General features: G+C 73.3%; 24 protein-coding genes. 8 read left to right on the top strand and 16 right to left on the bottom strand.

Annotated elements, in window-relative coordinates; genetic code table 11:
- Positions 1-59: 59 nt before the first annotated feature.
- Positions 60-815, bottom strand: a complete 756-nt coding sequence (locus VE546_RS18540) for a metallophosphoesterase family protein (RefSeq protein WP_324923720.1) — start codon at positions 813-815, stop codon at positions 60-62.
- 123 nt (positions 816-938) lie between these two features.
- On the opposite strand from VE546_RS18540, the gene VE546_RS18535 reads away from it, so the two are divergent.
- Positions 939-1364: an ACT domain-containing protein gene (locus VE546_RS18535; RefSeq protein WP_324923718.1), complete on the top strand. Its 426-nt coding sequence runs from the start codon at positions 939-941 to the stop codon at positions 1362-1364.
- Here VE546_RS18535 and VE546_RS18530 read toward each other — a convergent pair.
- Positions 1337-1957, bottom strand: coding sequence for a dihydrofolate reductase family protein (locus VE546_RS18530; protein ID WP_324923716.1), 621 nt, complete (start codon positions 1955-1957; stop codon positions 1337-1339). The genes VE546_RS18535 and VE546_RS18530 overlap by 28 nt on opposite strands.
- 169 nt (positions 1958-2126) lie before the next feature.
- On the opposite strand from VE546_RS18530, the gene VE546_RS18525 reads away from it, so the two are divergent.
- Positions 2127-3662: an ATP-dependent DNA ligase gene (locus tag VE546_RS18525; protein ID WP_324923714.1), complete on the top strand. Its 1536-nt coding sequence runs from the start codon at positions 2127-2129 to the stop codon at positions 3660-3662.
- A gap of 276 nt (positions 3663-3938) precedes the next feature.
- Here the strand turns inward: VE546_RS18525 and VE546_RS18520 are convergent, their stop codons facing one another.
- Positions 3939-4556 carry a TOPRIM nucleotidyl transferase/hydrolase domain-containing protein gene (locus tag VE546_RS18520; protein ID WP_324923711.1) on the bottom strand — a complete coding sequence of 206 codons (618 nt, stop codon included), beginning with the start codon at positions 4554-4556 and terminating at the stop codon, positions 3939-3941.
- 230 nt (positions 4557-4786) lie between these two features.
- On the bottom strand, positions 4787-5788 hold the full coding sequence (locus tag VE546_RS18515; protein ID WP_324923709.1) for a VOC family protein: 1002 nt from the start codon (positions 5786-5788) through the stop codon (positions 4787-4789).
- Positions 5789-5950: 162 nt separating this feature from the next.
- Here VE546_RS18515 and VE546_RS18510 point away from each other — a divergent pair, with 162 nt between their 5' ends.
- Complete coding sequence (locus tag VE546_RS18510; protein WP_324923707.1) at positions 5951-6352, top strand: DUF1992 domain-containing protein; 402 nt, start codon at positions 5951-5953, stop codon at positions 6350-6352.
- An 85-nt stretch (positions 6353-6437) separates the two neighbouring features.
- Here the strand turns inward: VE546_RS18510 and VE546_RS18505 are convergent, their stop codons facing one another.
- The 4 genes from VE546_RS18505 to VE546_RS18490 form a co-directional block, all read right to left on the bottom strand.
- Positions 6438-7898 carry a GH1 family beta-glucosidase gene (locus VE546_RS18505; protein WP_324923705.1) on the bottom strand — a complete coding sequence of 487 codons (1461 nt, stop codon included), beginning with the start codon at positions 7896-7898 and terminating at the stop codon, positions 6438-6440.
- An 83-nt stretch (positions 7899-7981) separates the two neighbouring features.
- Complete coding sequence (locus VE546_RS18500; protein ID WP_324923703.1) at positions 7982-8914, bottom strand: carbohydrate ABC transporter permease; 933 nt, start codon at positions 8912-8914, stop codon at positions 7982-7984.
- 19 nt (positions 8915-8933) lie between these two features.
- Positions 8934-9959 (bottom strand): sugar ABC transporter permease, encoded by a 1026-nt coding sequence (locus VE546_RS18495; RefSeq protein ID WP_324923701.1) that lies wholly within the window; start codon positions 9957-9959, stop codon positions 8934-8936.
- Between the two features lie 121 nt (positions 9960-10080).
- Complete coding sequence (locus VE546_RS18490; protein WP_324923700.1) at positions 10081-11388, bottom strand: ABC transporter substrate-binding protein; 1308 nt, start codon at positions 11386-11388, stop codon at positions 10081-10083.
- A gap of 285 nt (positions 11389-11673) precedes the next feature.
- Between VE546_RS18490 and VE546_RS18485 the strand changes: the two genes are divergently transcribed.
- A complete protein-coding gene (locus tag VE546_RS18485) occupies positions 11674-12690 on the top strand; it encodes a LacI family DNA-binding transcriptional regulator (protein WP_324923698.1) in 1017 nt (338 codons plus the stop codon).
- Positions 12691-12955: 265 nt separating this feature from the next.
- Positions 12956-13771 (top strand): SAM-dependent methyltransferase, encoded by an 816-nt coding sequence (locus VE546_RS18480; RefSeq protein ID WP_324923696.1) that lies wholly within the window; start codon positions 12956-12958, stop codon positions 13769-13771.
- 32 nt (positions 13772-13803) lie between these two features.
- Here VE546_RS18480 and VE546_RS18475 read toward each other — a convergent pair whose 3' ends face one another.
- The 6 genes from VE546_RS18475 to VE546_RS18450 form a co-directional block, all read right to left on the bottom strand.
- Positions 13804-14709, bottom strand: coding sequence for a helix-turn-helix transcriptional regulator (locus tag VE546_RS18475; RefSeq protein WP_324923695.1), 906 nt, complete (start codon positions 14707-14709; stop codon positions 13804-13806).
- Positions 14710-14836: 127 nt separating this feature from the next.
- Entirely contained in the window at positions 14837-15073 is a 237-nt protein-coding gene (locus VE546_RS18470) for a DUF397 domain-containing protein (RefSeq protein WP_324923741.1), read from the bottom strand.
- Between the two features lie 305 nt (positions 15074-15378).
- Positions 15379-15783 (bottom strand): response regulator transcription factor, encoded by a 405-nt coding sequence (locus VE546_RS18465; protein ID WP_324923693.1) that lies wholly within the window; start codon positions 15781-15783, stop codon positions 15379-15381.
- Positions 15780-16883 carry a PAS domain S-box protein gene (locus VE546_RS18460; protein ID WP_324923691.1) on the bottom strand — a complete coding sequence of 368 codons (1104 nt, stop codon included), beginning with the start codon at positions 16881-16883 and terminating at the stop codon, positions 15780-15782. Before VE546_RS18460 ends, VE546_RS18465 begins: the two co-directional genes overlap by 4 nt.
- Before the next feature lie 11 nt (positions 16884-16894).
- Positions 16895-17332 (bottom strand): ATP-binding protein, encoded by a 438-nt coding sequence (locus VE546_RS18455; RefSeq protein WP_324923690.1) that lies wholly within the window; start codon positions 17330-17332, stop codon positions 16895-16897.
- 107 nt (positions 17333-17439) lie between these two features.
- Complete coding sequence (locus VE546_RS18450; RefSeq protein ID WP_324923688.1) at positions 17440-18099, bottom strand: response regulator transcription factor; 660 nt, start codon at positions 18097-18099, stop codon at positions 17440-17442.
- 196 nt (positions 18100-18295) lie between these two features.
- Between VE546_RS18450 and VE546_RS18445 the strand changes: the two genes are divergently transcribed.
- Positions 18296-18628: an STAS domain-containing protein gene (locus VE546_RS18445; RefSeq protein ID WP_324923686.1), complete on the top strand. Its 333-nt coding sequence runs from the start codon at positions 18296-18298 to the stop codon at positions 18626-18628.
- Positions 18629-18820: 192 nt separating this feature from the next.
- On the opposite strand, the gene VE546_RS18440 is transcribed toward VE546_RS18445, so the two are convergent.
- The gene (locus VE546_RS18440; RefSeq protein ID WP_414720521.1) at positions 18821-19888 is read right to left on the bottom strand and encodes a GDSL-type esterase/lipase family protein; all 1068 of its coding nucleotides are present in this window, start codon (positions 19886-19888) and stop codon (positions 18821-18823) included.
- Between the two features lie 78 nt (positions 19889-19966).
- Complete coding sequence (locus VE546_RS18435; protein WP_324923683.1) at positions 19967-21007, bottom strand: LacI family DNA-binding transcriptional regulator; 1041 nt, start codon at positions 21005-21007, stop codon at positions 19967-19969.
- A gap of 127 nt (positions 21008-21134) precedes the next feature.
- On the opposite strand from VE546_RS18435, the gene VE546_RS18430 reads away from it, so the two are divergent.
- Together VE546_RS18430 and VE546_RS18425 are read left to right on the top strand one after the other, a co-directional pair.
- Positions 21135-21971 carry a phytanoyl-CoA dioxygenase family protein gene (locus tag VE546_RS18430; protein ID WP_324923681.1) on the top strand — a complete coding sequence of 279 codons (837 nt, stop codon included), beginning with the start codon at positions 21135-21137 and terminating at the stop codon, positions 21969-21971.
- Complete coding sequence (locus VE546_RS18425) at positions 21964-23412, top strand: sugar porter family MFS transporter (RefSeq protein WP_324923679.1); 1449 nt, start codon at positions 21964-21966, stop codon at positions 23410-23412. The genes VE546_RS18430 and VE546_RS18425 overlap by 8 nt, the downstream gene beginning before the upstream one ends.
- The last annotated feature ends 145 nt before the right edge of the window (positions 23413-23557 follow it).

Genomic DNA, 23557 nt, shown 5'->3' with positions numbered 1-23557 from the left:
TCATGCGCCGGCGCCACGGCCGCGGACGCGGGCGCCGTGCCCGGCCGGTGACGCCGGTGTCACCGGCCGCGTCCGTCCCGCGGCCCGAAGAGTTCCAGCACCTCCGCGTCGGTGGCGCGCGCGTACAGGAAGTAGTCGGCCCACTCGGCGGCCCCGGGGTAGGCGGAGTCCCGGACGACACGGGCGACGGCCGCCGCCGCGTCGAACTCCGTGACCCGCAGCTCGACGCCGGGCCCCAGCAGGGCCCAGTGCGCCCCGGCCCGTCCGTAGGGCATGCCGACGCTGCCGGGGTTGACCACCAGCCGCCCGTGGGCGAGGCGGACGAACGGCATGTGCGTGTGGCCGCAGACCACCGTGCGGACGCCGTCGTCCAGCCCGGTGAAGACCTCCCGCCAGCGGTCGAGGCGGGAGTCGACGAGCACGACCTCCTCGTCGTCGCGGGGGGTGGCGTGGCAGAACAGCACCTCCCCCAGGCCCCGCACGGGCAGGGTGAGCACCGGCGGCAGCCCGGCGAGGAGGTCGAGGTGGTCCTCGCGGAGCTGCCCGGCGGCCCAGGGGGCGATCGGGTCGGGGATCTCCCCGCGCTGCCCGCGGCGGTACTCGACCAGTTCGCGGTCGGCGTTGCCGCCGATCCACACCACGCGGTCGCCGAGGCCGGTCAGCAGGTCGAGGACCTCGGCCGGCTGCGGTCCGGCGGCGATGTCGCCGGTGAGGACGATGCGGTCCGCGGCGGACACCTCGGGTTCGGCGAGCACGGCCTCCAGCGCGGGCAGGACCCCATGGATGTCGGACAGGACGGCGACCCGGTCGATCATGGCCCCACTGTGGCGTGCGCCCGCGCCGGGGGCGGGCGCGTTCGCCCAGGGCACAACCCCCCGCAACGGCGGCCGCCGTACGGAGGCCGGAGCACCCGTGCCCGGCACGCCTAGGATGCCGCCGTGGCGGGAGAGAGCGACCTTCGCAGACTGCTGGCCGGTCTGCGCCCGGAACTCGATCCGGGCCAGTACGTCTTCACCACGGTCGGCCACGGGCACGTCCCCGCGGGGGTCACGCCCGTGGTCACCGTCGCCGAGGAGGAGGGCCTGACCCTCGTCCTGCGCAGGGAGGAGGCGGACCGGGCCGGGCTCGGCTACGACTACGTCGCGGGCCGGATCACGCTGCGGGTCCACTCCGCGCTCCAGGCCGTGGGCCTCACCGCGGCCGTCGCCGCCGAGCTCGCCGCGGCGGGGACGAGTTGCAACGTGGTGGCCGGCTTCCACCACGACCACCTCTTCGTGCCCCACGGACGGGCCCGGGAGGCGGTGCGCGTCCTGCGGGACCTGGCCGCCCGCTCCGCTCAGTCCTCCAGCGCGAACGAGCCGTAGCGGGGCCGTCCCGCCGCCCGGTAGGTGTTGATGGCGACCCCGGTGCCGGTCGTCCTGGCGTCCGTCAGCTCCAGGGCGGTCGGCACGGTCCCGCCCGTGAACAGGCGCTTCCCGCCGCCCAGCAGGACGGGGTAGAACAGCAGGCGGTACTCGTCGATCAGGCCGTGCGCCATCAGGCTCTGCGCCAGGACGCCGCTGCCGTGGATCTGCAGCTCCCCGTCCAGGCGGTCCTTGAGCGCGGCGACCTCCTCCGCCGCGTCCCCCCTGAGCAGGGTGGAGTTGTGCCACTCCGCCTTCTCCAGGGTCCGGGAGGCCACGTACTTGGGCAGGGCGTTGAGCCGGGTGGCGACGAGGTTGTCCTCGTCGGTGACGCGGGGCCAGTAGGCGGCGAAGATCTGGTAGGTCCTGCGGCCCAGGAGGAAGCCGGTCGCGGTGGCGAAGCCCTCGTCCACGAACCGCCCCATGTCCTCGTCGGCGTAGGGCACCAGCCAGCCGCCGTGCTCGAATCCGCCCTCGCGGTCCTCGTCCGGCCCTCCGGGCGCCTGCATGACCCCGTCCAGCGTCAGGAAGGTGGTCAGCGTCACCTTGGCCATGGCCGTCTCCTCTCCTCGGTTCTCCTCGGCGTTCCGGCGTTCCGGCGTTCCACGGGGTGGACCGTCCGGCGGGGCGGAACTCATCGGCCCGGGGCCGCTCCGCGTCCGACTGTTCCCCGTGCCGCGCGGCCCGGCTGCGCGGGTACCGCGTCCGGGTGAGGATGGGGTCATGCTGCTGGCCGACGTCGCACGCACCTCCCGGCAGGTCGCGGAGACCTCCTCGCGCACGGAGAAGACCGCCCTGCTGGCGGAGCTGTTCCGCACGGCCGGCCCCGAGGACGCCCCGGTCGTCATCACCTATCTGGCGGGCAGGCTGCCGCAGCGCAGGATCGGCGTCGGCTGGCGCGCCCTGGGCACGCCCGTCGCCCCGGCGGCCGAGCCGCGGCTGTCCGTGCACCGGGTCCACCAGGCCCTGGACCGGATCGCCGCCGTGTCGGGCAGGGGCGCGCAGGCCGAGCGCGGGCGGCTGCTGCGCGAGCTGCTGTCCGCCGCCACCGCCGAGGAGCAGCGCTTCCTGGTCCGGCTGCTCGGCGGTGAGCTGCGGCAGGGGGCGCTGGACGCCTTCGCCGTGGAGGGCCTGGCGGCCGCGGTGGGCGCGGCGCCGGAGGAGGTGCGGCGCGCGGTGATGGTCGGCGGTTCGCTCGGCGCGGTCGCCGAGGCGCTGCTCGCCCGCGGCCCCGGCGCGCTGGAGGACTTCCGGCTGGACGTGGGGCGGCCCGTCCTGCCGATGCTCGCCCGGACCGCGCGGGACGTGGACGAGGCGCTGGACCGGCTCGGGCCCTGCGCGGTGGAGGAGAAGCTCGACGGCATCCGCGTCCAGGTGCACCGCGACGGCGCGCGGGTGCGGGTCTTCACCCGCACGCTGGAGGAGATCACCGACCGGCTCCCGGAGGTGGTCGCCGTCGCCGGGGAGCTGCGGGCGCGGCGCGCGGTCCTCGACGGCGAGGTCATCGCGCTGGGCGAGGACGGGCGGCCCCGGCCGTTCCAGGAGACCGCGGGCCGGGTCGGCTCGCGGCTGGACGTCGCCCGCGCCCGGGCGGCGCGGCCGCTCTCGCCGGTCTTCTTCGACCTGCTGTCGGCCGACGGGCGCGACCTGCTGGCGCTGCCCGCCGCCGAGCGGCACGCGGAGCTGGCCCGGGTGGTGCCCGGGCCCCTGCGCGTCCGCCGGCTGGCCGTCCCCGATCCGCGGGACGAGCGGGCCAGGGCCCGGGCGCGGGAGTTCGCCGGGGAGACGCTGGAGCGCGGCCACGAGGGCGTGATGCTCAAGTCCCTGGCCTCCCCCTACGCCGCCGGGCGGCGCGGCGCGGCCTGGCTGAAGGTGAAGCCGGTGCACACCCTCGACCTGGTCGTGCTGGCCGCCGAGTGGGGGCACGGACGGCGCGCGGGCAGACTGTCGAACCTCCACCTGGGGGCGCGCCGGCCGGACGGCTCCTTCGCGATGCTCGGCAAGACCTTCAAGGGCCTGACCGACGCCATGCTGGCCTGGCAGACCGAGCGGCTGCGCGAACTGGCGGTGGACGACGACGGATTCACGGTGACCGTGCGGCCGGAGCTGGTCGTGGAGATCGCCTTCGACGGGGTGCAGCGCTCCCCGCGCTACCCGGAGGGAGTGACGCTGCGGTTCGCGCGGGTGCTGCGCCACCGGGAGGACAAGACGGCGGCGGAGGCGGACACCGTGGAGACGGTGCTCTCCCTCGCCCGGTGACCTCCTCCCCGCCCGCGGCCCCGGACATCCCGGGGTCCCTCCTCCCGAACGGTCGATCCGGGCGCGGCCCGTCCGTCGTCCCGGCGCGCCGGCGGGAGGGAAGGACGGTGGACGGCACGGCGACCGGGAGGCGGACCGGATCGGAGGTGACTGTGGGCATGCCGGGGAAGCGGCCGCGGGACCCGGTCACCGACGTGTTCCGGACCGGTGGGCGGAGCCCGGCGCGACCCGGCGCCGCCCCCGGGTTCTCCTGCCGGAACCGGCGTCGCCCGGCGGTCAGAGGCTGGCGAGCAGGCCGTCGAGCGGGGCGGGTGTGCGGTCCGGGTCGAGGGCCTCGACGAGGACGCGCCCGTAGCGGATCTTGCGCCCCTTCTTCGTGCCGAGGAAGCGCCGCAACTGCTGCTGTGCGGTGCGGCCCCGCTGTGCGGGCTGGCGCAGGAAGGTCTGCAGGGGGCGCAGGTCGCCCTCCGCCCGGACGATCTCCTCCACCCGTGTCACGCCCAGCGCGCGGATGAGTTCGTCCTCCAGGTCCGCCGCGCAGACGAAGAACCCCTGCTGGGCCGCACCGGCCCGCTCCAGGCCGCGGGCGTAGTAGCGGCGCTCCGCCTCGTCGCACAGTCCCGTGAGGCGGAGGCCCAGGCCGGGTGGCCCGAGGAGGTGGGCGAAGCGCCCGACGCTCATCGCGCCGCCCATCGGCAGGACGCAGACTCCTTCGGCCTCCAGGTTCCGGCCGCGGCTCGCGGCCAGCGCGTTGACCGCCGCGACGTCACTCAGCCCTTCGAGCAGAACGGCCGCCCGGACGGGCAGCCGCGCGGCCAGCTCGCGCGCGGGGTCGCCGGGGCCGCCGGCCGCCCATGCGGTGACCGCCTCCCGGAACGCCCCCATGTCAGTCATGGGACGAGTCTCCGCTCTTTCCGGCAACGGCGGTAGGGAATTTCCGCCGACGCGCCGGCCGGCGGTGAGCAGCCGGACCCTGCGGTCCGGACGGCGGAGTCCGGACGGCGGAGGAAGCCGCCGCCGGGTGCAGCCCGTCGTGGCCACGGAGGCGACCACCGCCAAACGCTCCACGGTCACCACGCGCCCGGGCCGCGGACCGGTCCGCGCCGGGTGGGCCGGGCGGTGGCTCACGGAGCCGCCGCGGGTGGTGCGGCCCGGCGGAAGACGACAGCGGTGCCGAGAGCGGCCTCGGCCGGTACGAAGAGGTCCCCGGACGGTGTCTCGCGCAGGGGGAGTCCGTTGCGGCGCAGCAGGTCGCGGGTGAGGGAGAGGTCGCGTACGGCGACGGTGCAGCCGACGAGCGCCGGGAGCGCGGCGGGCCGCTCGCCCGGCAGGAGGGCCGCGAGCCCGGAGTCGGGGACGAGGGTCAGGGCGGCACCGTCGAGGTCGAGGACCCGGGCCGGTCCCTCCGGGCGTGCCGGTCGGCCGAGACAGGTCTCGTACCGCTGCTGAACCGCGGCCAGTTCCCGGTCGGCGACGCAGAGCACGGCCTCGACGAGATCGACGGCGCCGTTGGGGTGGTCGAGGTGCCGGGCCCCCTGGACGTCCGGGTCGAGGTCGGCGACGAGGCCGACCCGGCCCTCCGCGACGGAACCCGGCCCGGCGCCGGACCCGTCGCCGTCGATCTCCAGGTAGCGGACGGTCTCCACCGGGGTGCCGGCGCCCGGCGGCGCGGCACGCCGCACGGTGTTCACCCCGCCGTGGCGCACACCGGCGGCGGTCAGCCGCGCGGCGGCCGCGTCGATGTCGGACGAGGAGAACATGAGGATGTGCAGTCCCTGGAAGCGGTCCAGGCACGCCGCCAGGCCGGCGCTGGTCTCGCTGATCCGTTCCACCAGCCGGGGCAGCAGTTCGGCCGGCGCGTCCAGGGGAACGAGGCGTGTGCCGGCCGGCAGGCGGTCGGTGTCGCCGTCCCTGACGCAGGTCGCGAGTTCGAGGAAGGAGCGCGGGAAGTCGGCGTGGGTGTTGGCGGCGCCGAAGGGCTCGGGTGCGGCGCCTTCGCGGAGGGGCATCGCGGGACAACTGGGCGGCGGTACGGCGAAGCCCAGTCGCTCGTAGAGGGTGATCGCCTGCGCCATGTCGTCGACGACGTGGCCGACGTGGTGCAGGCGGGCGATGTCGTGCCCCATGGCCGTCACCGTAGGGAGGCTCGGCCCGGCGGTCAATCCGCCGCCGGACACGGCCGCTGTCCGTACGGACCCCGGCCCCGGCCGCTCCCGGCACACCGGCCCGCACCGTAGCCTTGGCGGTACGAGCGCCGCGACACCGCCGTCTCACGGGAGGACCGCACCGTGACCGAGCGCAAACCCCCCGGGGTCGGCTTCGAGACATGGGCCGACCGGCAGATCCGCGAGGCGGCGGAGCGGGGCGAGTTCGACGACCTGCCGGGTGCCGGCAGGCCCCTGCCCGACCTGGACGAGCCGTACGACGAGCTGTGGTGGGTCAGGAAGAAGATGAGCCGCGAGGGGCTGTCGTGCCTGCCGCCGGCGCTCGCCCTGCGCAAGGAGGCGGAGGACGCCCTCGGCGCCGCGCGCCGGGCCCCGTCGGAGGCCCGGGTGCGGCGGATCCTGGAGGAGGTCAACGAGAAGATCCGGACGGCGCTGCGCAGGCCGCCGCCCGGCCCGCCGCTGAACCTGAGGCCCTTCGACGTCGAACGCGTCGTGCGCGAGTGGCGCGAACGGCGCTCCGTCTGACCGCTTCCCGGATCGCTCCCCCGGGCCGCTCACCCGCCCCGGCCCGGGTGGGCCGGGGCGGTGCTCCCGCGGGTGCGGCGGTCCGTCACGCCCGCGCGTGGGGGGTCGGGGGCAGGACGCCGTCGCGGACCACCCGGGCGTACCAGTGGGCGCTCTCCTTGGGGATGCGCCGGCGGGTGGCGTAGTCCACGTACACCGCGCCGAAGCGCTTGCTGTAGCCGTGGCCCCATTCGAAGTTGTCCAGCAGGGACCACAGGAAGTAGCCGCGGACGTCCACCCCGGCCTCGATGGCCCGGTGCACCGCCGTCAGGTGGCCGTGCAGGTAGGAGATCCGCTCCGGGTCGTGCACCCGGCCCTCGGGGTTGACGTAGTCGTCGAACGCCGCCCCGTTCTCGGTGATCACCAGCGGCAGGCCGGGGAAGTCGTCCCTCACCCGCGTCAGCAGTTCGTACAGCCCGCTGGGGTCGATCGCCCAGCCCATGGCCGTGGTGGCACCGGGCGGGCGGTGGAACGCCACGTCGTCGCCCCCCGGCCAGGGGCTGTACTCGCTCGCGCCGTGCCCGTCGGCGTTGTGGGAGCCGGGGCCGGAGGCGGCGGAGACGAGGGTGGGGCTGTAGTAGTTGACGCCCAGGAAGTCGAGGGGCTGCGAGATGGCCCCGGTGTCGCCGTCGCGCACGAACGACCAGTCCGTCAGGTGCGCGGTGTCCCGCAGGACGTCGGCCGGGTACTCCCCGCGCAGCATGGGACCGGTGAAGACCCGGTTGGCCACGCCGTCGATGCGGCGTGCCGCGTCGCGGTCCTCCTCACTGTCGGTCAGGGACCGTACGTGGTGCAGGTTGAGCGTGACGGAGGCCCGGGCGTCGGTGGGCAGGTGGGCGCGGAGCGCCTGGACGCCCAGGCCGTGGGCGAGGTTGAGGTGGTGGGCGGCGCGCAGCGCGTCCGCCTGGTCGGTGCGGCCGGGGGCGTGCACGCCCGAGCCGTAGCCGAGGAAGGCGCTGCACCACGGTTCGTTGAGCGTCGTCCACGTCTTCACGCGGTCGCCGAGCGCGCCGGCGACCAGCGACGCGTACTCGGCGAACCGCTCGGCGGTGTCCCGTTCCGGCCAGCCGCCGGCGTCCTCCAGGTCCTGCGGGAGGTCCCAGTGGTAGAGGGTGAGCACGGGCTGGATGCCCTTCGCCAGCAGCTCGTCCACCAGGCGGCTGTAGAAGTCCAGGCCCTTGCGCGAGGCGGGGCCGCGGCCGGTGGGCTGGACGCGCGGCCAGGAGACGGAGAAGCGGTACGCGCCCACGCCGAGGCCGGCCATGAGCGCGACGTCCTCGCGCCAGAGGTGGTAGTGGTCGCAGGCGATGTCCCCGGTGTCCCCGTTGCGCACCTTGCCGGGGGTGCGGGAGAAGGTGTCCCAGATGGAGGGGGTGCGGCCGTCCTCGTCGGCGGCGCCCTCGATCTGGTAGGCGGCGGTCGCGGTGCCCCAGAGGAAGCCGGGCGGGAACGCGCGGGCGCCCGGGGTCGTTCCGGCGGGCTCGACGGTGCGGGATGCGGTGGCCACGAGGGTCCTTCCTGGTCTGCGGTGGTGAGGGTGGAGAACCGAGAGGGAGAACGAGGAGGGGGCGTCCCGGGAAACGCCGGGCGTCAGCCCTTGACCGCGCCCTGCATGATGCCGCCGACGATCTGCTTGCCGAAGACGACGAACATGATCAGCAGCGGGAGGGTGCCGAGCAGGGCGCCGGCCATGATGAGCGACTGGTCGCGCACGTAGCCGGCACTGAGCTGGGTCAGGGCGACCGGGATCGTGGGGTTCGTCATGTCCAGCACGATGAACGGCCAGAAGAAGTCGTTCCAGGCGTGCACGAAGGTGATCATGAACAGCACCGCCATCGCCGGTCTGGCGACCGGCAGGACGATGCTCCAGAAGATCCGCAGGCTGTGCGCCCCGTCCACGCGGCCGGCCTCGATGAGCTCGTCCGGCAGCGCCTCCAGCAGGTACTGCCGCATGAAGAACACGCCGACGGCGCTCACCAGGGTGGGGAAGATGACCGCGGGCAGCTTCTGCCCCCACCCCAGCTCGGTCATCATCATGAACAGCGGGACGACGCTGAGCTGCGGCGGCACCAACATCGTCCCGATGACCAGCATCATCAGGATGTTGCGGCCCTTGAAGCGCAGCTTGGCGAAGGCGAAGCCGGCCAGGGTGGCGAAGAGCACGGTGGACAGCGCGATCGTGGTGGCGACGATGAAGCTGTTGGTCAGGGCCTTGCCCATCGCCGCGTCCTCCCAGGCGGCCGAGAGGTTCTTCAGCAGGTTCGGGCCCGGGACGAACGGCGGCGGCGTCTGGGAGACGCGGGTGTTGTCGGTCGAGGCCGCCACCATCGTCCAGTACAGCGGGAACAGCGACAGCAGCGAGGCGCCGATGAGCAGCGCGTAGGCGACGGGTCCGGCGTGGTGCTGGCGGCCGGCCCCCGGGCGGAGGGAGGGCCCGAGCCGGAACCTGCGGCCCGTGGCCGGCGCGGCGTCCGCGGGCCGCTCGCGTCCGCCCGTCCGGGCGCCGGCGGTGTCGGTGGTCATGGTGGTTGCCGCTCCCTGGTCAGGACGTGCGGGACGTGCGGGACGTGAGGCGTCTGACGACGCGCTGCAGGACGAAGATCAGGACCAGCAGGAGGAACATCGCCCAGGCGACCGTGGCGGCCCGCCCCATCTGGTAGTTCTTCCAGCCCTCCTCGTAGAGGAGCAGGCCGAGGGTCTGGTACTGGTTGTCCGCTCCGCCGCTGATGCCGTTCGGCCCCTGGCCGAAGATCAGCGGTTCGCCGAAGAGCTGGGTGGCGCCGATGGTGGACAGCACGATGGTGAAGACGATCGTGGAGCGGATGCCCGGGACGGTGACCTTGGTGAACTGCTGCCAGCGCGACGCGCCGTCGATGGCCGCCGCCTCGTACCGCTCCCTGGGGATGGCCTGCATCGCCGCCAGGTACAGCAGGGCGTTGTAGCCGGTCCACCGCCAGATGACGATGGAGGAGATGGCGAGCTGGGCGGGCCACTTGCTGTGCTCCCAGTCGACGTTGTCGACTCCGAACAGGCCCAGGAACCAGTTGATCATGCCGAAGTCGCGCTCGAAGAGCATGGTGAACACCAGCGCGGCGGCGCCCACCGACGTCGCGTAGGGCGTCAGGGCCGCGACGCGGAAGAACGCCGAGCCGCGCAGCCGGTAGTTCAGCAGGTGGGCCAGGCCGAGCGCCATCAGGAGCTGCGGGACGGTGGAGATCACCCCGATGGTGAAGGTGTTCGTCAGCGCGTTCCAGAACCGCTCGTCCTGCCAGAGTTCGGTGTAGTTGCCGAAGCCCTTCCACTCCATGAGGTCCATGGAGGCGAGTTCCACCCGGTGGAGCGAGATCCAGGAGGTGTACAGCAGCGGATAGAAGCTGAAGGCCGCGAAGACGACGAAGAACGGGGCGATGAACGCGTACGGCGCCGCCTTGAGGTCGAAGCGGTGCAGGAGGGTGCGCCACGCCTGCCGGGGGCGGGGCCCGCCCGGACCGGCACGGCGCTCCCTGGCGGGACCTGCCGGGTCGCCCTGCGGCCCGGTGGCGTCGGGTACCGAGGTGGAGGTGGCCACGGAGGGCTTCCTTCCTGGGGAGTCTCCAGGGGAGTTTCCTGGGGAGGGCGCGGATGGGCGGGAGGGCCCCGGTGGCCGCGCGGGGAGGCGGCGGCCACCGGGGGCCTCTCGGACGGGAGGGTCAGCCGACGGCCTTCTTGATGCGCTCGTCCGTGGTCTTCCAGGCCTCGTCCGGGCTCTTGCCCTGCTCGACCAGTTGCAGGCCCTGCGAGAAGGTGTCCTTGATGGTGCCGTCCTTGCGGCCGAGCACCTGCTCGTCGGGGATCTCCCGGGCCGCGTCCCCGAAGATCTTCCCGATCGGCGCGCCGCTGAAGTACTCGGACTTCGCCTCGGCCACCGCCGGGGCCTTCAGGGCCTCCTCCGAGGAGGGGAAGTTGCCGATCTCCTTGAAGATGTGCTCCTGCTGCTCGGGGGCGGTCAGCCAGGCCACCAGTTTCCTGGCCTCCTCCTTGACCGGGCTGTTCTCCATGACCCCGAGGAAGGAGCCGCCCCAGTTGGCGCCCTTGGGGGCCTTGGCGACGTCCCACTTGCCCTTGTTCTCCGGGCCGGCCTTCTCGCTGATGTGGGCGAGCATCCACGCCGGGCAGACGGCGGTGGCGAAGGTGCTGTTGGCCAGTCCGGGGTCCCAGCCGGGCTGGAACTGGCGCAGCTTGGCCGTCAGTCCGCCGGTGGCGGCCTCCGTGGCCAGCTCCCAGGCGTCCTTGACGACCGGGTTGTCCTGGTAGATCAGGTCGCCGTCCTTGTTGTAGAACTGCTCGGAGTCGCCGTAGATCATCGCGTTGAACAGCCCGCTGGCGCTGTCCATGTAGGCGACCCCGTCGCCCTTGAAGCCGGCCTTGAACTCCTTGCCCACCTCGACGTACTTCGACCAGTCGCCCTCCCAGAGCCCGGCGACCTCCTCGCGGTCGGTGGGCAGGCCCGCCTTCTCGAACATGTCCTTGCGGTAGCAGACCGCCATCGGGCCGATGTCCGTGCCCAGGCCGATGACCTTGCCGTCGCCGGTGGTGACCTGGTTCAGCTTCCAGGGCAGGAAGTGGTCGGTCTCCCCCGCGTCGGAGAGGTCCGCGAACTTGTCCGCCCGGGTGTCGACGAGTTCCTTGGCGCGGCCGATCTCTATGCCCTGGATGTCCTTCAGGCCGCTGCCGGCCGCCAGCCGGGTCTGCAGCGCCGTGTAGTACGTCTGCTCGTCGCCGGCCACCTCTGCCTCGATGCGGACGTCCGGGTTCTGCTCCATGTACTTCTCCAGGAGCCCGGTCTCCTTGATGCCCATGACGCCGAACAGGCCCATGGTGATGGTGACCTTGCCGTCCTTGGACCGTCCGCCGCTCCCGCCGTCGCCGCCGGAGCAGCCCGCGACCAGGGCGAGCGACAGAGCGGCCGAGGCGGCGGCTACGAGTCTTGTACCGAACGGCTTGCGGGCTCTGCCCATGGCGTCCTCCTCGGGCGGCGCCGAAACGCCGCGTTCCGAACTCGTCCGGGCCATCCCGTGCCCGGAGGCGGGGTGGGAACGTTCCCATTTCGAAGTGGGAACGTTCCCAGTAGGTTGTGGAAGAGTCTCCGCCGAGAAGGGCGATGTCAAGAAGCGAAGGCGATTCCGTTGCGGGAGCGTCATCGGACGTCCTCGTCGCCGCGGCGGCCGGCCTTCCGCTTTCTGGCACAATGCGCTGGTGAGCGCTGTACGCGGCGTGACGAGGCGAGGGAAGGCGGATGAGCCATGGGGGCCAGCCGGCGGCCAACCATTAAAACCGTGGCCGCGCGGGCCGGGGTGGGGCGCACCACGGTCTCCCGGGTCCTCAACGGCTCGCCCCTGGTCAGCGACGAGGCCAGGGCGGCGGTGCAGGCGGCGATCGCCGAACTCGGCTACGTGCCGAACTCCGTGGCCCGCAGCCTGGTCACCAGCAGGACCGACTCCATCGCCCTGGTCATCCCGGAGTCGGAGAGCCGGCTGGGCTCGGAGCCCTACTTCTCCGCCGTGATCCGCGGAGTGAGCAACGCACTGGCCGGCACCCAGGTGCAGCTCCTGCTCACCCTGGTCCGCGACCGGCGCGAACTGGACCAGCTCACCCGCTTCCTCACCGCGCGCCGCGTGGACGGCGTGCTCCTGGTCTCGGTGCACCGCGACGATCCGCTGCCCGGCCTGCTGGAGAGGCTCGGGCTGCCGACCGTGCTGGCCGGACGCCGCTCCCCGGCCGAGTCGCTCAGCCACGTCCACTCGGACAACGTGGGCGGCGCCTCGCAGGCCGTCCGCCACCTGCTGGAGCGCGGGCGGACCGGGATCGCGACCATCACCGGCCCCCTGGACATGGACGTCGGCAGCAGCCGGCTGCGGGGCTGGCGGGAGGCGTTGCGGGACGGCGGCCGGGAGGCCGACGAGGCACTGGTCGCACCCGCCGACTTCACCGAGGAGGGCGGACGGTCCGCCATGCGCGCCCTCCTGGAGCGCCGCCCCGGCCTGGACGCGGTCTTCGCCGCGTCGGACGTGATGGCGGCGGGCGCGCTGGCCGAACTGCGGCGGCAGGGCCGGCGGGTGCCGGACGACGTCGCGGTGGTCGGCTTCGACGACTCGATCATCGCCCGGCACACCGATCCGCCCCTGACCAGCGTGCGGCAGCCCGTGGAGGAGATCGGCCGGACGATCACCGAACTCCTCCTGCGGGAGATCGACGAGCCCGGGAGCGCGCGGCGCCACATGGTCCTGCCCACCTCGCTCGTCGTCCGCGACTCGACCTGAGACGCGCCCCCGCCCGGGGGTTCCCCCGCCCGCGGGCCCGCCGGCTCCGCCCGGTTCCGGGTGCGCATTCCCCCCGCGGCGGGGCGATGGCCCCCTGCCGCCCGCACCGGCGTCCCGTGCCGCCCCCACAACTGCCCGGCGTACGCGCGCTGTTCGGCCTTACGGGGCGAAAAAGCGGCCGGAGCCTGGCAGCATGGTTCCCCGTTCGGCGAGTGCCGCCCTGTCCCCAACGCTCTTTCCCGGCGGGAAGGTTGTGAAGGCCCTGATGCATCAGGCCAAGAACCCACTGTCCACGATGATCGACGTCAACGTCCCCACGGCCGCGCGCATGTACGACTACTACCTGGGAGGCAAGAACAACTACGCCGTCGACCGCGAGGCCGCCGACAAGCTGCTCGAGGTGGTGCCCAGCACCCAGGCGCTGGCGATCAACAACCGCCGGTTCCTCCGGCGCGTGGTGCGCGTCCTGGCGCAGGAGTACGGGATCCGGCAGTTCATCGACCACGGCTCCGGCCTGCCCACCCAGGACAACGTCCACCAGGTCGCGCAGCGGGTGGACGAGGGCTGCCGCGTGGTCTACGTGGACAACGACCCGATCGTCCTGGCGCACGGGCGCGCGCTGCTGGAGGAGAACGAGAACACCACCGTCATCCAGGCGGACATGCGCGACACCCAGGGCATATTCGACCACCCGGACACCGTCCGGCTGATCGACTTCGACCAGCCGGTCGCCGCGCTGTTCGTCTCCGTGCTGCACTGCATCCCCGACTCCGGCGACCCGGCCGGCCTGATCAGGCGAGTGGCCGACCGGCTGGTGCCGGGGAGCTTCCTGGTCGTCTGCCAACTGGTCAGCGACGATCCCGAGACGCGCCGGGCCGTGACCGAGTTCATGGACGTCCAGACCCACGGGAACTGGGGCAGGGTCCGGGAACCGCAGGACGTCCACCGGTACTTCGAGGGGCTGGAGATCATCGAACCCGGTCTGGTGGAGGTCTCCACCTGGCGGCCCGACTCCGACCTCGGCCCCAAGCAGGCCACCTGGGAGTGGCAGGAGTACGGGGGCGTCGGCCGCAAGCCCTGAGGGCGGCCCCGCGCACCGTACGGGAGGGCTCCTCAGCCGAGCTGGTCGAGGAGCTCCTGCAGGAACGCCACGCTGCGCGCGGGCGTCTCGGACACCGCGCACAGCCGGTCCATGATCGACAGGTAGTGGTCGACGTCCTCCTCCTTGTCCAGGTAGAGGGCGCTGGTCAGCTGCTCCAGGTAGACGACGTCGGGCAGGTCCGGTTCCGGAAAGCGCAGTATCGTCACCGGCCCGCCCGCCGCGGCCAGGCCGCCGATGCTGAACGGCGCCACCTGGAGCGTGATGTTCGGCCGCCGGGACATCTCGATCAGGTGGCGGAGCTGGCCGCGCATCACCTCGGCGTCGCCGAGCGGCCGGCGCAGCGCCGCCTCGTCCAGGACGGCCCAGAGCCGGGGAGCGTCCTGCCGGAAGAGCAGTTGCTGGCGCTCCATCCGCAGCCGGACCCGGCGGTCGTTCTCCTGGGCGGAGGCGCGGGGGTGGCCCAGGAGGATCACGGCGCGGGCGTACTCCTCCGTCTGCAGCAGGCCGGGGATGAACTGCACCTCATAGGTGCGGATGACCTCGGCGGCCTCCTCCAGGCCGATGTGCCTGTCGAACCATCCCGGCAGGACGTCGCTGTAGCGGTGCCACCATCCGCGGGCGCCGGTCTGGCGGGTCAGGGCGAGGAAGTCCGCCCGCTCCTCCTCGTCCAGCACCCCGTAGAGCGTGAGCAGATCCGCCACGTCCCGCTCCTTGCAGGCGCCCTGGCCCCGCTCCAGACGGCTGACCTTCGCGCTGGAACCGCGGATCGCCTTGGCCGCCTCCTCCAGGGCGATGCCGCGTTCCTTGCGCAGCCGCCGCAGTTGGGCGCCGATCACCAGACGCAGGACCGTCGGGCTGCCCTTGGGGTGCTCGATGTAGCGCTTTATCGACAAGGAGTGGCTCGATTCGGCGGCCATGCGTTGCTCTCCTGAGTGAAGGGACAGGCACTCAGTGTGCCACCGCCGGTACCGCAGCGTACAGCGGCCTCTCCGAAGGGTGTCGATCCACCCCTCTTCCGGCCGTCCCCTCACCCGGGCGCCCGGTCTACCCGACCATGTCGTCGAAGTCGCCGTCCTTGGCGCCCTGGAGGAACGCGATCATCTCCTCCCGGGTGTAGACGAGGGCGGGTCCGGCGGGGTGGCGGGAGTTGCGCACCGCCACCGCGCCGTCCGGCAGGGCGGCCAGTTCGACGCAGTTGCCGTTGGGGTTGCTGCGGCGGCTCTTCCGCCACGCCGCACCCTCGATCTCCGTGGCCCGCATGCCGTTGACGATCTGCTGCATTGTCACCCTTTCACCGGCCGCGGCCCCGTACTGCCACCCCTCGGACCGGACCCCGGCCATGACGTTCCGCTACTCGACGTATGGGCATCACTGGGGCTGCAATTACATCTGTAAGTGCAGATGTAATTGCAGCGGCGTGTGACAGTCGAGGATGGTAGCCCCAACCGAGCCGTTTTCGCGTCGACTTGTCGACAGGCGCCGCAAGAGGCGCCCGGAGGCGGCGCACCGGTACGCTCCGGCGGGCGACGCCTCCGGAAGACGGACGTACGGCGCCCGCTGAGCCGCGCCCCGGGCCGGAGGGCGGCTCAGCGGGCGCCGGGGCGGCCCAGCCGCCGGACGGCGGCCAGGATCTCGGCGTTCGGCGCCCCCTTGAGCAGGTACCCGGCCGCTCCGGCGCGTCTCATCTCGTCCGCGGTCCCCGCATTGCCGTAGGCGGAGAAGGCCAGGATCCTGGTGCCCGGCGAGCGGCTGCCGATCTCGCGGGCCGCCCGGGCCCCGCCGCCGCCCGGCATCCGGACGTCCAGCACGGCGACCGCGGGCGTGTGCCGTTCGGCGAGCGCGATGGCCTCGTCGGTGTCCCGGGCCACCGCGACCACCTCCAGGTCGGGTTCCTCCCCGAACATCTCGCACAGGGCATGGCGGATCATCGGGTCGTCGTCGCAGACGAGCACGCTCAGCCGCGCCGGCGGCCCCTCCGCGCCCCCGGTCACGGCACCGGCTCCGCCCCCGTGCCGGCGGGCGGCACCGGGAGCCAGAACTCGACGGTGGTTCCTCCGCCGGCCTCCTGCCGCATCGTCCACCAGCCGTCGGCGGTCTCGGCCCGCTCCCGCATCTCCATCAGGCCGAAGTGCCCGTGGCCGCCGTCGGCGGCCGGCGGGGTGCTGACCCCGACGCCGTCGTCGGTGACCCGGGTCAGCACCCCGCCCCTGACCGACGCCAGGGAGACGTCCACCGTGGTCGCCCTGGCGTGCCGGTGGACGTTGACGAGCGCCTCCTGGCAGATCCGGAAGATGGTGATGGCCGTCTCGGCCGGCGGCTCGCGCTCCAGGTCGTTCCGGAAGGAGTACCGCAGTCCCCATTCGGTCACCACCTCCTCCAGGTAGCCGGAGAGGGCGTCCGCCAGTCCGTCCCGGTCGATCCCGGGCGGCCGCAGGCGGAAGATCAGACTCCGCAACCGTTTGATCGCCTCCTGGACCGTCTCGTCGAGGGTGCGCAGCGCGTCCGCGTGCTCCTCCGGCAGCCGGTTCGCCAGCAGTTGCAGCCGCATGCCGACGGCGACCATGGCCTGGATGGAGTCGTCGTGGACGTCCCAGGCGATCCGGCGCCGCTCGGTCTCCTGGGCCTCGACCAGGTGGGCCAGCAGCCGGCGGCGCTCGGTGAGGGCCAGTTCCGCCGAGCGGCGCTCGGTCAGGTCGCGGGTCACCTTCCCGAAACCGCGCAGCCCGCCCTCGTCGAACAACGCCGTGATCACCACGTTCGCCCAGAACAGCGAGCCGTCCGCCCGGACCCGCCACCCCTCGTCCTCCAGCCGCCCCTCCGCGACGGCGATCTCCAGCTCGCGGTCCGGCTTCCCCGCCGCCACGTCCTCCGGCGGGTAGAACGCCGAGAAGTGCCGGCCGATTATCTCCTCGGCCCGATAACCCTTGATCCGCTCCGCCCCCGCGTTCCAGCTCACCACCCGTCCGCCGGGGTCCAGCATGAAGATCGCGTAGTCCACCACCTCCTGCACCAGCAGGTGCAGGGGCACGTCCGACGGGGGCGTTCCGTCGGCGGGGTCGTCGGGCCGGGAGGGCGGGGGGCCGTCGCACATGACGTAGAGCCTTACACGGCCAGCCCCGGGGTGAACCGCGGACCGTCCCGGCGGTCGCGGTCGGTGCGCTCCGGCGCCATCTCGCACCACACGGTCTTCCCGGTGTCCCGGCCGGACACCCCCCATGCGACGGCGAGCCGTTCGATCACGGTGAGCCCCCAGCCGCCGTCCGGTCCGGACTGCCGGGGCGCCGGGAGGACCGGGCTGTCGTCGCTCACCTCGACGCGGACCCGCTCCGCCTCCCCCGCCAGGCGCAGCACCGGAGCGCCGCGGCCGTGGCGCAGGGCGTTGGACACCAGCTCGGAGACCACCAGGACGACGTCGTCGTGCCGCCCCCGGTAGGCGCGTTCGTCCAACAGCTCACGGGTGAGGTCGCGCGCCCGCGCGATGCTGTCGCCGCTCTCGGGCAGGCGCAGCTCGACGTCGTAGGCCGTGGGCCCGGCTTCCATCCCTCAACCGTCCGGCATCCGGACCCCGGGCACGAGACGCAGGCACCTCAGCGCGCATCACGCATGCGCCGCACCGCCCCTGGTGCAGGTGCACCAGTGACCTCCGGTCAGTCGAGCAGCCCCTCCCGGCGCGCGATCGCGACCGCCTCCAGCTTCGAACGCGCTCCGAGCTTCTCCAGCACCCGCTGGACGTGGTTGCGCGCCGTGTTGTACGCGACCCCGAGCCGCTCGCCGATCTCCCTGGTGCCGACCCCCTCGGCGAGCAGCAGCAGCGTCTCGCGCTCCCTGGGGGTCAGCGTGGCGCCCGCGCCGCGCACCCGGCCGGTCAGCCGGTCCAGGACCCCGCCCAGCAGTCCCTGACCCACCACCACCTCGCCCGCGGCCACCTGCCGTACGGCGGCCTCCAACTCGTCCAGCCGGGACGACTTCAGCACCAGCCCCGCGCCGCCGGCCTCGATCACCCGGGTGACCACCGCCGCGGTGGCCTCGCCGGTCAGCACGAGCACCCGGGTGTGCGCCGCCTCCCCCAGCCGGCCGATGGCCGTGATCCCGTCACCGTCCGGCAGCCGGCGGTCCAGCACCACGACGTCGGGCCGGCAGCGGCGGGTGTCCGCCAGGGCGGACGCGATCGACCGCGAACGCGCCACGACCTCCATGTCCGCCGCCTGGTCGAGGGCCATTCCGATCGCCTCCGCCACCATGTCGTGGTCCTCGACGAGGACCACCCGGATCGGCCTCGGGGACGACGGCGTCGGCTGTGGCGGCATGAAGGCGTGTCCCTTGGCTGTGGCGCTGGTGGCTGTTGCGCTGGCGCAACCACTCGATGGTAGACGCCGCGACCGGTCCGCGCGGCGGCGCGGAGGACCGACCGCTCCGGTTCGGGAGGAGGCCCGGGTGAAGTCGCCGCCCGGGAGCGCTACTGTCGAAGCGGGCGGACAGTCCCAAACCGAAACGAGAGAGCCGATGGCAGTCGTCGACGGGCTTCACACCGCTGTCTTCTCATCCGGCGACCGGGCGATCGTGTCCGTCTCGGGGGAAGTTGACCTCACCACCGTTCCGCGGCTGCGGTGCGCTCTGGAGACCGCTCTGGCGAGCGGCCCCGGCGCGATCGACGTGGACTTCGGAGCCGTGCCGTTCTGCGACTGCTCCGGTGTGAACGCCCTGGTGGGGGCCTGGCGTCAGGCCCGCGACACCGGTGTCCCCCTGAGGGTGACCGGCGCGGAGGCGCCGGCCGTCGCCAGGCTGTTCCAAGTGCTCGGTGTGGAAAGCCTGTTGGGGCCGGAGCCGTCTTCCTGACGGCCCGTCCGGCGGATCGCTCGACGGGTCTCCGACGGATTGCCTGACGGTCCGTCGGCCGGCACGGAGGTTTTCGGGTGCTCCGTCTTCCTTCGCCACCGTCCGCGGTGAGGCCGCCGACTTCCGTCGGACCGGGGAGTTTCGGCCGTGCGGGCCTGTACGGGCCCGCACGGCACGGGAGGTGACCGGCGGTCAGGTCGCGGTGGCGGCGCAGTCGACGGTCACCGAGGAGGGCGCGGCGGACACGATGACGCCGAAGGACGTCCCGCCGCCGGCGGCGAGCGTTCCGTTCCAGGCGGTGTTGCGCACGGTGGCCGTGCCGTCGGCGCCCGTCTCCAGGACGCCGTTCCAGACCTGGGTGACCCGTCCGCCGCCGTCCAGGACGATCCGCACCGACCAGCCGGAGACCGGCCCGGTCCCGGTGTTGCGCACCGTCACCTCGCCCTGGTGGCCGCCCTGCCAGGCCGACGTCGCCCGGTAGGAGGCCGTGCAGGCGGCGCCCCCCTCCCCCGGCTCGCCGGGATCGCCGGGGTCGCCCCGGCCCAGCAGGCCGGCCAGGGCCGGGTACCAGCGGGAGGCGATCTTCTCGTCCCCGGAGGCGTTGGGGTGGACCCCGTCGTAGGTGTCGCTCGCGGTGCTGAAGCCGGTCCACTGGTCGACCGCGATCACCGGGGAGTTGGCGGTGCTCTTGCTCCGGGCCCAGCCGGGGATCCGCTCGTTGAGCGCGACCACGCGCTGGGCGCACTCGGCGCAGGTGCCGGGGTTCATCGGGATGATCTGCGCGACGAGGATCTTCATGGCCGGGTTGTGCGCCCGCATCTGGTCCACCAGGGTGCTGTAGGCGGCGAGGATGCTGTCCGTCGGCCGGTTGCTCCAGACGTCGTTGGTCCCGAAGTGCATGACAACGATGTCGGGCCGAGTGGCGGAGAGCCAGCCGGGCAGCAGGTTCTGGCTCGCCACGTTGGTCACCAGCGCACCTCCGTGCCCCTCGTTGTCGCCGTCGTAGGGCTGCCCGCAGCCCTGGGGGCCCAGCGTCCCCACGAAGTCGACGTCGGTGTGACCGGCGCTCTGCAGCCGGTTCCACAGCACCGAGCGCCAGCAGCCCGGCGAGCCGGTGATGGAGTCCCCCAGCGGCATGATCCGCACCGGGTCCGCGGCGGGGGCCGCGTTCGCGGCGGCCGGCCCCGCGCCGAGCAGGGCGAGGGCCAGTGACAGGGCGGTGAGGGCCGCCCGTAAGAGGTGTCTGCTGCGCATGGCCATTCCTTCCGACGAGGTGGGAGCGCTCCCATCGGGGAACATCAAGCCACCGCGCCACCGGCGCGTCAAGGAGACGGGCCGTCAGCCCCCGTCCGCCGCGCCGCGCTCGGCGCGGCCGGTGCTCTCCCGGACCACCAGCCGGTGCGGAACGGTGATGCGCTGGGGCGGGACCTGGCGGCCGGGGCTGTATATGCGGTCGGCCAGGCACTGCAGGGCCCGCTCGGCGATCTGCGCCTTGTCCGGGCTGACGGTGGTCAGCGACGGGTTGGCGAAGCGGCCGTCCTCGATGTCGTCGAAACCGACCACGGCGAGGTCCTCGGGCACCCGCAGGCCGCGGTCGCGCGCGGTGCGCATGACGCCGAGCGCCAGTTCGTCGCTGAAGGCGAAGACCGCGTCGGGCACCGGTCCGGTGCCGTCGAGCAGCCGCGCCATCGCCTCGGCCCCGGCGGTGCGGTGCAGGGTGGGCACGGGGACCTCCAGCGCGGGGTCGGGGGCGAGGCCGGCCCGGCGCAGCGCCCGGCGGTAACCGGCCAGACGCTGCTCGGCGGTGCCGTTGCGCAGCGTCGGCTGCGGCCCCACCGCCGCGATCCGGCGCCGGCCGGTCTGGAGCAGGTGGCGGGTCGCCTCGTCGGCGGCGAGGACGTTGTCCACGGCCACGTGGTCCGCGACCTGCTGGGGATCGCGCTCCCCGAGCAGCACCAGCGGCGTGGGGCCCGCGTGCTCCGACAGCTCGGCCGGGGCCAGCGCCCAGGGGCTGATGATCAGCCCGTCGACGATCGGGGCGTGCGTCCCCTTCAGCAGACGGCGTTCCTCCTCCGCACGGCCGTGCGTCTGGTCGATGATCACCGTCCAGGAGCGGCGCTGCGCGGCCTCCACCAGGAGCCCGGCCAGTTCCCCGAAGTAGGGCGAGTGGATCTCGGGGATCACCAGCCCGATCAGGCCCGTGCGCCCGGCCCGCAGGCTGCGGGCCGCCAGGTTGGGGCGGTATCCCAGCTCGTCCAGGGCCCGCTGGACGCGCTCGCGGGTCTTCTCGGAGACGGAAGCCGAGCCGTTGACGACGTTCGACACGGTACGTACGGACACCCCGGCGCGCGCGGCGACGTCCTTCAGGCTGCTTCTCACAGGGCCATGTTCCCATGCGGCGCGAACACGGCCTCAGCGTGACGCAGGTCACTCCGCACGGTCTATTGCAACGTTGCATGCAACATCGGAACATGTGCTGCGATCCCCTCACCCCAAGGAGGCAGAGATGACCGCAGCACCGGATCACGCGCTGGACGCGGACGTCTCGGCGGACGTCGAGGCGCTCTACCGGGACGGCATCACCGCGCGCCGGGGCGCCTTCGCCCCCGAGTGGGCCGACCGGCTCGGCGAGGACATCGACGCCGCGTTCGAAGAAGCCCTGAGCCGGCCGGGAGGCGCGGTCGGCCGCGGCCCCAACCGGTACTACGTCGAGATCCACCCCGAGCAGATCCGCGACTTCGTCGGTCTGGTGGACCACCCCTGGGTGCGCTCCCTGTGCACGGCCGTCCTCGGCCCCGACTACCGGATCGTCGAACTCGGCTTCGACGTGCCGCTGGCGGGCGCGGTCAACCAGCCCTGGCACCGGGACTTCCCGATGCCCGAGGAGACCCGCGCCGAACGCCGGCTGACCTCGCTCGCCTTCAACGTCACCACGGTCGACACCGAGGAGGACATGGGCCCGTTCGAGATCGCCCCGGGGACGCAGTGGGACGACAGCCCCGACTTCGAGCACGGCATGTTCCCGCCGAAGTCGCACTACCCGCGGTACGAGGAGCTGGCGGTGCGCAAGTACCCCAGGCGCGGCGACATCTCGGCGCGCTCGGCCCTGACGATCCACCGGGGCACCGCCAACCGCTCCACCAGGTCCCGGCCGGTCCTGGTGCTCGGTGTCGACGGGCCGGAGGCCAACAACGACGAGCGGCACGACATGGCCGTCACCCGGGCCTACTGGGAGACGCTGCCCCAGCGCGTGCGGGACCACCTCCACTGCCCGGTGGTGGAGGAGCTGTCCCCCATCACGCAGAAGCACACCATCGAGGGTCTGGTCATGGGCGATGCCTGAGGCGACGAAGGACGGCCTGCGGGACGCGCGGGCACCGGCGCGCACCGGGGCGCCGGGCGGCGGCACCGGCCCGGCCGAGCGGGGCAGGCCCCTCCTGGTCTACGCCGTCGCGGCCGTCTCCGCGCTCGGCGGCCTGCTGTTCGGGTACGACACCGGCATCATCTCCGGTGCCCTGCTGTACCTGCGGGAGGACTTCCGGCTCTCCTCCCGGGAGCAGGAGATCGTGGTCGGCGTCATCCTCGTGGGCGCCATGGCCGGCGCCCTGCTCGCGGGGAGGCTGTCACAGCGGTACGGCCGCCGCAGGGTGGTGATGGCCGTGGCCGTGGTCTTCGGGGTCGGGGCCGTGGCCGCCGCCATGGCGCCCGACACGCTCACGCTGGTCCTCGCCCGGTTCGTGCTGGGGCTGGCCGTGGGCGGGGCGTCGAACATGGTGCCCGTCTACATCGCCGAGATGGCGCCCCCGGAGATCCGGGGCCGGCTGATGGTGCTGTTCCAGCTCATGGTCGCGATCGGCCAGCTCGTCTCGTACCTGTGCGGCTGGGCACTGGCCGGCAGCGGCGGCTGGCGGATGATGTTCGGGCTGGCCGTGATCCCGGCGGTGGTGCTGGTCGTCGGCATGGCGATGCTGCCGGAGAGCCCGCGCTGGCTGGTCGAGCACGGGCACCGGGAAGCCGCGCGCGCCGTGCTGGCGCGGCTGCGGCGGCCCGGTGAGGACATCGACGCGGAACTCGGGGACATCGCGGCGGTCAGCCGCGGCGAGGGCCGCGGCGGCTGGCGGGAACTGCGCCGTCCCTGGGTGCGCCCGGCGCTGGTCGTGGCGATCGGCATCGCGGCGTTCTCCCAGCTGACGGGCATCAACGCGATCGTCTACTACGCGCCGACGGTGCTGGCCGACGCGGGCTTCGGCGACTCGGTGGCCCTGCTGACCGGCATCGGGATCGGGGTGATGCTGGTCGTCGCCGGTGTCGCCGGTGCCGTCCTGGTGGACAGGGTGGGGCGCCGCCGCACGATGCTGTGGTTCCTGCCCGGCTCCGGTCTGGCGATGGCCGTCCTCGCCCTGGCCTTCCTCGGCGACGCCGGCTCGGCCGTGCAGCGCTGGACGGTCGTGCTCTCCCTGTTCGCCTACATCCTCTTCAACGGCATCGGGATGCAGGCGGTCGTCTGGCTGATCGGCCCGGAGATCCTCCCGCTGTCCGTGCGGGGTCCGGCGACGAGTCTGGCGACCCTGTCGGTGTGGGGCTTCGACCTGCTGATCGCGGTCACCGCGCTCACCGCGATCAACAGCATCGGGCGCAGCGGCACGTTCTTCCTCTACGCGCTGATGAACGCGGCCTGCATCGTCTTCGTGGTGCGCAAGGTGCCCGAGACGAAGGGCCGGAGCCTGGAGGAGATCGAGCGGGCGCTGCGGTCCCCCGGGCCCGTGGCCGCCGCCGCGCGGTGACCGCTCCCCGCCGTGTCCCCGCCGTGCCGGCGGGCCGCCGTACGCCGAGCCGTACGGCGGCCTGTCGGCCCGGGGATGCGGACCACCACGGCGCCGCCGCGGTACATCAGGCAAGCCTCACCTAACCGATGGCCGCCGGACGGTC

The sequence above is a fragment of the Streptomyces sp. genome, assembly GCF_035644915.1.
In the GTDB taxonomy this organism is placed as follows: domain Bacteria; phylum Actinomycetota; class Actinomycetes; order Streptomycetales; family Streptomycetaceae; genus Streptomyces.
Note: the sequence above shows the minus strand (reverse complement) of the source record. Positions and strands in the feature narration are given on the sequence as shown.

Bases quoted from the DNA above. Each gene is read 5' to 3' on its own strand.
- VE546_RS18460 (WP_324923691.1), bottom strand. From the start codon at position 16,883: ATGTGCGACGGCCCCCCGCCCTCCCGGCCCGACGACCCCGCCGACGGA.
- VE546_RS18515 (WP_324923709.1), bottom strand. From the start codon at position 5,788: ATGGGGCACGACATCGCCCGCCTGCACCACGTCGGCCACGTCGTCGAC.
- VE546_RS18500 (WP_324923703.1), bottom strand. From the start codon at position 8,914: ATGACCACCGACACCGCCGGCGCCCGGACGGGCGGACGCGAGCGGCCC.
- VE546_RS18520 (WP_324923711.1), bottom strand. From the start codon at position 4,556: ATGACTGACATGGGGGCGTTCCGGGAGGCGGTCACCGCATGGGCGGCC.
- VE546_RS18485 (WP_324923698.1), top strand. From the start codon at position 11,674: ATGGGGGCCAGCCGGCGGCCAACCATTAAAACCGTGGCCGCGCGGGCC.
- VE546_RS18430 (WP_324923681.1), top strand. From the start codon at position 21,135: ATGACCGCAGCACCGGATCACGCGCTGGACGCGGACGTCTCGGCGGAC.
- VE546_RS18530 (WP_324923716.1), bottom strand. From the start codon at position 1,957: ATGGCCAAGGTGACGCTGACCACCTTCCTGACGCTGGACGGGGTCATG.
- VE546_RS18425 (WP_324923679.1), top strand. From the start codon at position 21,964: ATGCCTGAGGCGACGAAGGACGGCCTGCGGGACGCGCGGGCACCGGCG.
- VE546_RS18480 (WP_324923696.1), top strand. From the start codon at position 12,956: ATGCATCAGGCCAAGAACCCACTGTCCACGATGATCGACGTCAACGTC.
- VE546_RS18455 (WP_324923690.1), bottom strand. From the start codon at position 17,332: ATGGAAGCCGGGCCCACGGCCTACGACGTCGAGCTGCGCCTGCCCGAG.
- VE546_RS18440 (WP_414720521.1), bottom strand. From the start codon at position 19,888: ATGGCCATGCGCAGCAGACACCTCTTACGGGCGGCCCTCACCGCCCTG.
- VE546_RS18475 (WP_324923695.1), bottom strand. From the start codon at position 14,709: ATGGCCGCCGAATCGAGCCACTCCTTGTCGATAAAGCGCTACATCGAG.
- VE546_RS18540 (WP_324923720.1), bottom strand. From the start codon at position 815: ATGATCGACCGGGTCGCCGTCCTGTCCGACATCCATGGGGTCCTGCCC.
- VE546_RS18445 (WP_324923686.1), top strand. From the start codon at position 18,296: ATGGCAGTCGTCGACGGGCTTCACACCGCTGTCTTCTCATCCGGCGAC.
- VE546_RS18450 (WP_324923688.1), bottom strand. From the start codon at position 18,099: ATGCCGCCACAGCCGACGCCGTCGTCCCCGAGGCCGATCCGGGTGGTC.
- VE546_RS18525 (WP_324923714.1), top strand. From the start codon at position 2,127: ATGCTGCTGGCCGACGTCGCACGCACCTCCCGGCAGGTCGCGGAGACC.
- VE546_RS18470 (WP_324923741.1), bottom strand. From the start codon at position 15,073: ATGCAGCAGATCGTCAACGGCATGCGGGCCACGGAGATCGAGGGTGCG.
- VE546_RS18490 (WP_324923700.1), bottom strand. From the start codon at position 11,388: ATGGGCAGAGCCCGCAAGCCGTTCGGTACAAGACTCGTAGCCGCCGCC.